We start from the raw sequence: 7,046 nt of genomic DNA on the forward strand, positions 1-7,046 counted from the left end.
GTTCTGGGCCCGGCGGCGTCCGCCCTTTCGGGCTGCCTCTATCTCTTCATTGCCTCGGCGCTGTGGCTGTCTTCAGTTAAAATATTTCCCCCCCACACCCCGTCCGGAACCGGGCATACGACGCCGGTACCGGTTCACCCCCGGCACCGGCGCGGCGGCCCGGTCAGCGCAGCGCCTGATCGGCTTTCGAACTACCGTACTTTAGGGCGGTGTTGTCCGGAATTGTCGACGAACGTGTAACAGCGGTTAGAAGGCCTGCGGGGCAAGGGAATTGGCGCATCATGAACCCCAACACCCCTCTTTCTCCTCGCCCCTTGAGCCTTCGGTCCGATGTACGAAGCCGCGTACTGACCGCTACGCAGCTCCGCGCGCACGGGGTGCCGGCGGACCGGGCCGCCGAGCAGTGCGGACCCGGCGGGCCATGGCAGCAGGTGCTGCCCGGTGTGTATGTGCTGCACCGGAGGCCGCTCACCAGCGAGGAACGGCTGAACGCGGTCCTGGCGTACGCCGACCGGCCCGCGGGCGGCGGGGAGGCCATGATCACAGGGCTGGCGGCACTGGCGCTGCGCCGCTTCGCCTCCGTACCCGCCCTGCCGTTGCTGAGCCGGATCGACGTGCTGGTGCCACGCACCCGGCGGCTGCGGTCGGCGGGCTGCGCCCGGCTGATCCGGACCCAGTCGCCGCCGCGGCCCGAATACCTCGCGGGACTGCCGGTCGCTCCGGTGCCCCGGGCGCTGGCGGACGCGGTCGCCCGGCTGACCGATGCGACCTCGGTGCGCCGGCTCCTCACCGAGGCGGTACGCGCCGGCTACTGCGAACCCGCCGCCGTGGTCGGGGAACTGAACCGGGCGCGCCTGCTGTCCCGGCCCCACCTGATGGACGCCGTGGACTCCCTGCTCGCCGAGGGGCGGGCGCTGGCGGAGGACCGGCTGTACGAGCTGATCCGCCTGTACGGGCTGCCCGAACCGGTCTGGAACGTCGACCTGCGACTGCCCGGCGGCCCCCATCTCGGCAGTGTCGACGCCTACTGGCCCGAGCAGGCGATCGCCCTGGAGCTCGACACCCGCGCCCCGCGCCCGCCCCGCCCCGAGGGGGACGGGCATGGGGACGGGCCGGGTCCGGATCTGGAGTGGCCCGCGTACAGCCGTAAGCGGGAGCATCTGGAGCGCCTCGGCATCACGGTGGTACATGTCTCGCCGAAGCGCCTGCGGGACGCCCCCGCCCAGCAGGCGGCGGTGATCCGCACCGCCCTGATGGCCTCACCGCATCGGGAGCCCGCCGCCTATGTCGTGGTCCTCCCCCGTTGAGTGCCCCGGCCCCGGGGTCAGCAGAACTCCGCCTCCATCACCACGGTGGTGTCTCCCACCCAGTCGCTGTTGAAGTTCAGCGCGAGGGCATGACCGCCGTCACGGGTGGCGACGGCTCCCGACGAGGAGCCGTGGATGCCGCCCCCATGCCCCCAGACCTCCTTGCCGCAGGACAGCTTCACCGCCATCAGCCCGAGCCCGTACCGGAGGTTCGGCGCGTCCTCATCAGTCGGGAGCGTCGTGGTCATCTTCTTCAACTGCTCTTTCGGCAGCAGCCGTCCGCCGAGCAGTGCCCGGTAGAAGCGGTTGAGATCCCCGGTCGTGGAGATCATCTCGCCGGCCGATCCGGCGGCCGACGGGTTCAGTTCGGTGACGTCGTGGATGGTCTCGTTCGGCGGAGGGCCGACCAGGATCGAATACGCCCGTCCGCTGGGACCCGGCAGCCATGGGCGGATGCCGGGTACCGAGGTGCCGCGCAGCCCCAGCGGGCGCAGGATCCGGCGCTCGACCTCCGTGCCGTAGGGGCGGCCGGTTGCCTTCTCGATGACCAGTCCGGCGAGGGTGAAGTTGGTGTTGGAGTACTGCCAGTCGGTGCCCGGGGCGAAGTTCGGGCGGTGGCTCATGGCGAGCCTGACCAGTTCGCGCGGGGTGTAGGTGTCGTAGCGGTGCTCGAAGAAGCCCGGCCCGAAGGCTTTCGCCAGGAACCCCGGGTCCTCGGTGTAGCTGTAGATGCCGCTGCTGTGGTTGAGGAGCTGCCGCAGGGTGATGGCGCGTCCGTCGTTTCCGTTGCCCCGCACCAGTCCGGGCAGCCAGCGCTCCACGGTGTCGTCGAGGCTCAGTCTCCCCTCGGCCTCCAACTGGAGGATGACCGTGGCCACGAAGGTCTTGGTGATGGAGCCGACACGGAAGCGGTCCTCGGGCCTGCGCTCACGCCCGGTGGTGCGGTCGGCCACGCCCGCCTCGCCGTTCCAGGCAGGGCGCCCGGTCCTGGCCGCCTGCGCGAGCGCACCCGGCACTCCCTCGGCGACGGCCGCCTCCAATGCCTGCCGGGTGCGCTCGTGCCCGGAGGACGGACCGGGGGTGCCGGCCGCTGCCGCCGGGGTGACGAGCGCGGCGCCGGCGAGCCCGGCCCCCACCGCTGCGGCGAGCACCGGCCGGATCATGCGAGCAGGGCGTACGGTCAGACGCACGGCCATTCGAGAACTCCTGTCTACGCGAACTGCGGGCGGATCGGAGATGGTTCGACCCGATGGACTCCGTTCGGCGCCCTCAAGTTGACCGGTGTGCACAAGGTTGAGTGGTTTTCAGCCGTTCCCGTGACAGGCCCGGGTCGTGCCCGCCGGGGGCCGCTGCCGCCACAGCGCCAAGCCGATGTCGACCAGCGCGACCCGTTCGAGCTCCGGCACGGCGGTCAGCTCGTGCCAGGCGGCCAGGTCGGTGGAACCATCCGTTTCGGGGCGCAACTCACCCCCGGTGATCTCTCCTTCGTAGACGACGCGCAGACCGTGGAAGTCGACGTCACCGGAGAGCTTGCGCGGTTGGCGCTCACGCATCGAGTCGATACCGAGCAGCGCGGTCACCTCCGCCAGGTAGCCGGTCTCCTCGGCCACCTCGCGCAGGACCGTGTCGACCGGATCCTCTCCGTGGTCCATCCCGCCGCCGGGCAGCGTCCAGCGCTTGATGCCGTCGCGCGCCACCCAGCGGGCGAGCAGTATCCGTCCGTCCCGTACGCACACGGCGTATGCCGCGACTCTCAATCGCCGACTCATGGAACGAGGCTAAGGGCTTTCCCGTCCTCCCCAGCGGGGGCACGGCGCGGCCGGGTCCTGTCCCATGACACGGCGGGGAGAACGCGCGAGCCGATCCGCGTGAACCGGTGCCGCGTGAACCGGTGCCGCGTGAACCGGTGCCGCGTGAACCGGTGCCGCGTGAACCGGCCGGCGGCGCCATCAGAGCCCGCACGGCGAACGCGGCACATCGCGCACACATGGCGAGCACAGCACGGAAACCGCTCACCACATCATGACGCGCAGCGCAATCGGGGATCCCCCACACCATCCCTTGACCACCCCTCGAACCCGAACGACCGAATGTCCGGAATCAGGATGGTTCACCCCCTCGTCCGATGTCACGCCAGTGGCGGATGTACGCCATCGACCCTTCACGTCTCCGTCAACTCTCCACAAACACCCGTCTCTTACGAAAGGGTGAGCGGTCATCCGGTACCGAAATCCGGACTCTCTTCTTTCACCGACAGGGATGTAGATGACCCCCGAATCCCAGAGCTCCATATCCGGCCGGAGGCGCGCGGCCCGTGTGGCAGCCGCGGCCGGCCTGGTGGCCGCGCTGGCTACCGCTGGAGTCGTGCCCGCCTTCGCGGCGGCAGCTGACGACCCGGTCGGTTCCGCCCCCGTGAAGTCCACGAGCTCCGACAAGCTGGGGGCGGCCGACGCCGACCTCCTGGAGCAGGCAGAGACCAAGGGCGAGAAGACCGTCACCATGATGGTCGCCACCGCCCCCGGTGAGACCGAGAAGGTCGCCGCGCAGCTCGACGCCGTACCGGGTGCCTCGGTCGGCAAGGTCTACGACAAGCTCGGCTACGTCCGCGCCACCGTGCCGACCGGCAAGGCCGAGGCGGCGATCAAGGCGGCCGGCAAGCTGCCCAGCGTCCACGGCATCGACCTCAAGCACGAGATCGAGCTGGACGACCCGACCCCCGCGGGCGACCGCGCGAGCGGGATCGCCACCTCGCCGAACGGCAAGTCCGGCAAGGGCGGCAAGGGCACCGAGGCCGGCAGCTACGCGGCTCCGGACAAGAAGACGCCCGCCAAGAACCCGTACAACCCGTCCTTCGAGACGGGCGCGGTGAAGTTCGTCGAGGACCACCCGAAGTACGACGGCCGCGGTGTCACCATCGGCATCATGGACTCGGGTGTCGACATCGCTCACCCGGCGCTCCAGAAGACCACCACCGGCGAGCGCAAGATCACCGACTGGGTGACCGCGACGGACCCGATCACGGACAACGACGGCACCTGGCGCGCCCAGATCACCCCGGTCGCCGGCCCGACGTTCACCGCCTCGGGAAGCACCTGGACGGCTCCGGCCGGCTCGTACCAGTTCAGCCGGTTCACCGAGTCGATCACCGCCAACGGTGACATGAAGGGCGACGTCAACCGCGACGGCGACACCAGCGACCGGTTCGGGCTGCTCTACGACCCGGCCGCGGGCACCGTCCGCGTCGACACCGACCAGAACGGCGACTTCACCGACAACGAGCCGATGAAGCCGTACAAGGACGGCTACCAGGTCGGCTACTTCGGCACGGACAACCCGGCGACCGACGTCGCCGAGCGCATCCCGTTCGTGATCGAGATCCGCAAGAACGTGGCCATGGACCCGCTGGGCGGCGACTGGGTCGGCAAGAAGGCCGACTTCGTCAACGTCGGCATCATCGAGTCCGAGCACGGCACCCACGTCGCGGGCATCACCGCGGCCAACGGCCTGTTCGGCGGCAAGATGAACGGCGCGGCGCCCGGCGCCAAGCTGGTCTCGTCGCGCGCCTGCTCCTGGAGCGGCGGCTGCACCAACGTGGCGCTCACCGAGGGCATGGCCGACCTGGTCATCAACCGCGGTGTGGACATCGTCAACATGTCCATCGGCGGTCTGCCGGCGCTCAACGACGGCAACAACGCCCGTGCGGAGCTCTACAGCCGTCTGATCGACGAGTACGGCGTGCAGCTGGTCATCTCGGCGGGCAACGAGGGTCCCGGCATCAACACCATCGGCGACCCCGGTCTGGCCGACAAGGTGATCTCCGTGGGTGCCGCGATCTCCAAGGAGACCTGGGCGTCCAACTACGGCTCCGAGGTCGCGAAGCCGTACGCGATGTTCCCGTTCTCCTCGCGCGGTCCGCGTGAAGACGGTGGCTTCACCCCCACCATCACCGCCCCCGGCGCCTCGATCAACACCATCCAGACCTGGCTGCCGGGCGCTCCGGTGGCCGAGGCCGGATACACGCTGCCGGCCGGTTACGGGATGCTGCAGGGCACCTCGATGTCCTCGCCGCAGGCGGCGGGCGCGAGCGCGCTGCTGCTCTCCGCCGCCAACCAGCGCAAGATCGACCTGTCCCCGGCGAACCTGCGCACGGCGCTGACCAGCAGCGCCAAGAAGATCGACGGCGCGGCGGCGCACGAGCAGGGCTCCGGCCTGATCAACATCCCGGGTGCCTGGGAGGCCGTCAAGGCCGGCGCGACCGCCACCGAGTACAGCGTGAAGGCGCCGGTCGACACCGCGATCGACCAGTTCCTGAAGACCCCGGGCTTCGGCACGGGTCTGTACGACCGCGAGGGCGGCCTCAAGGCCGGCCAGAAGAAGTCGTACACGATCACCATCACCCGGACCACCGGTCCGGACCGTCCGATCCGGCACGAGCTGGACTGGAAGTACAACGACGGCACCTTCGACCTGCCGGGCCGCGGCTACGTGATGCTGCCCCTGGACGAGCCGGTCACCGTCAAGGTGGACGCACTGCCTCTCACCGCCGGTGTGCACAGCGCCATCCTGGAGCTCGACGACCTCCGCACCGAGGGTGTCGACCGCCAGATCCTCTCCACGGTCGTGGTCGCGAAGCAGCTCACCCTGCCGTCCTACTACGCGTACTCCGCGTCCGGCACCGTGCAGCGCAACAGCCACAAGTCGTACTTCGTGACCGTCCCCGAGGGTGCCAAGACCCTCGAGGTCGCGCTGAGCGGGCTGAAGGACAAGAGCCAGACCCGCTTCATCTCGATCCACCCCTACGGTGTGGCCGTCGAGGACAGCGCCACGATCTACTGCTACCCGAACTACACCAGCCCGACCAACACCTGCCGCCCCGACCTGCGGTCGTACGCCGACCCGCAGCCCGGTGTCTGGGAGATCGAGGTCGAGTCCCGCCGTACGTCCCCGCTGCTGGACAACACGTACAAGCTGGACGTGTCCCTGCTCGGCGCCACCTTCGACCCGGCTGTGAAGACCATCCCCGAGGCCAAGGTCGGCACCGCCGCCAAGGTCGACTGGACGGTCTCCAACGCCTTCGCCGCGATCGACGGCAAGCTGAAGGGCGGCTCGCTGGGCTCGGCGAAGGTCACCCGTCCGACCATCGCCAACGGCGAGACCCAGGAGAGCACCGTCACCATCGGTGAGGGTGTGGAGCGCCTGGACGTCGCCATCGGCAGCACCTCGGACACCGGTGCCGACCTCGACCTCGAGGTGTGGCTGGGTGACAAGCAGGTCGGTACGTCCGCCGACGGTGACTCGGAGGAGGCCGTAAGCCTCGCCAAGCCCGCCGCCGGTACCTACACCATCAAGATCGTGGGCTACGCCGTCCCGAGCGGCAGCACCGAGTACGACTACCGGGACGTCTTCTTCTCGTCCTCCCTCGGCTCGGTCGAGGTCGACGAGACCAAGGACGTCAAGCTCGCCAGCGGCGCGTCGGCGCAGGTCGCCGCCGAGGTCCTGGTGGGCAGCCAGGCTCCCGAGGGACGTCAGTTCTTCGGCGAGGTGCAGCTGCTGAACGCCCGCGGTACCGCCGCCGGCACCGGCAGCGTGGTGATCGAGAAGGTCATCCCGTAACACGGAACGCCAGGTCCGCCGAGGCGTGACCGACCGGACCGCCGGAGGGGGGGGGGGCCCGCGGGCCCCCCCCCCGCCAGGTGGGCATGTGGACACAACCCCCCCCCGGACCACGAAGTTTGGAGA

The 7,046-nt window shown here is 69.8% G+C and carries 4 protein-coding genes; 2 read left to right on the forward strand and 2 right to left on the reverse strand.

Annotation, left to right across the window (positions count from 1 at the left end):
• The first annotated feature begins 281 nt into the window (after positions 1–281).
• Positions 282–1,307 carry a hypothetical protein gene (locus tag ACFWI9_RS24875; RefSeq protein ID WP_387165266.1) on the forward strand — a complete coding sequence of 342 codons (1,026 nt, stop codon included), beginning with the start codon at positions 282–284 and terminating at the stop codon, positions 1,305–1,307.
• A gap of 17 nt (positions 1,308–1,324) precedes the next feature.
• On the opposite strand, the gene ACFWI9_RS24880 is transcribed toward ACFWI9_RS24875, so the two are convergent.
• Positions 1,325–2,503 (reverse strand): serine hydrolase domain-containing protein, encoded by a 1,179-nt coding sequence (locus ACFWI9_RS24880; RefSeq protein WP_387165267.1) that lies wholly within the window; start codon positions 2,501–2,503, stop codon positions 1,325–1,327.
• A gap of 108 nt (positions 2,504–2,611) precedes the next feature.
• Positions 2,612–3,076, reverse strand: coding sequence for an NUDIX hydrolase (locus ACFWI9_RS24885; protein ID WP_387165268.1), 465 nt, complete (start codon positions 3,074–3,076; stop codon positions 2,612–2,614).
• A gap of 496 nt (positions 3,077–3,572) precedes the next feature.
• On the opposite strand from ACFWI9_RS24885, the gene ACFWI9_RS24890 reads away from it, so the two are divergent.
• A complete protein-coding gene (locus ACFWI9_RS24890) occupies positions 3,573–6,920 on the forward strand; it encodes a S8 family serine peptidase (RefSeq protein WP_387165269.1) in 3,348 nt (1,115 codons plus the stop codon).
• Positions 6,921–7,046 lie beyond the last annotated feature (126 nt).

The organism is Streptomyces sp. NPDC127084 (genome assembly GCF_042724175.1).
Lineage (GTDB): Bacteria > Actinomycetota > Actinomycetes > Streptomycetales > Streptomycetaceae > Streptomyces.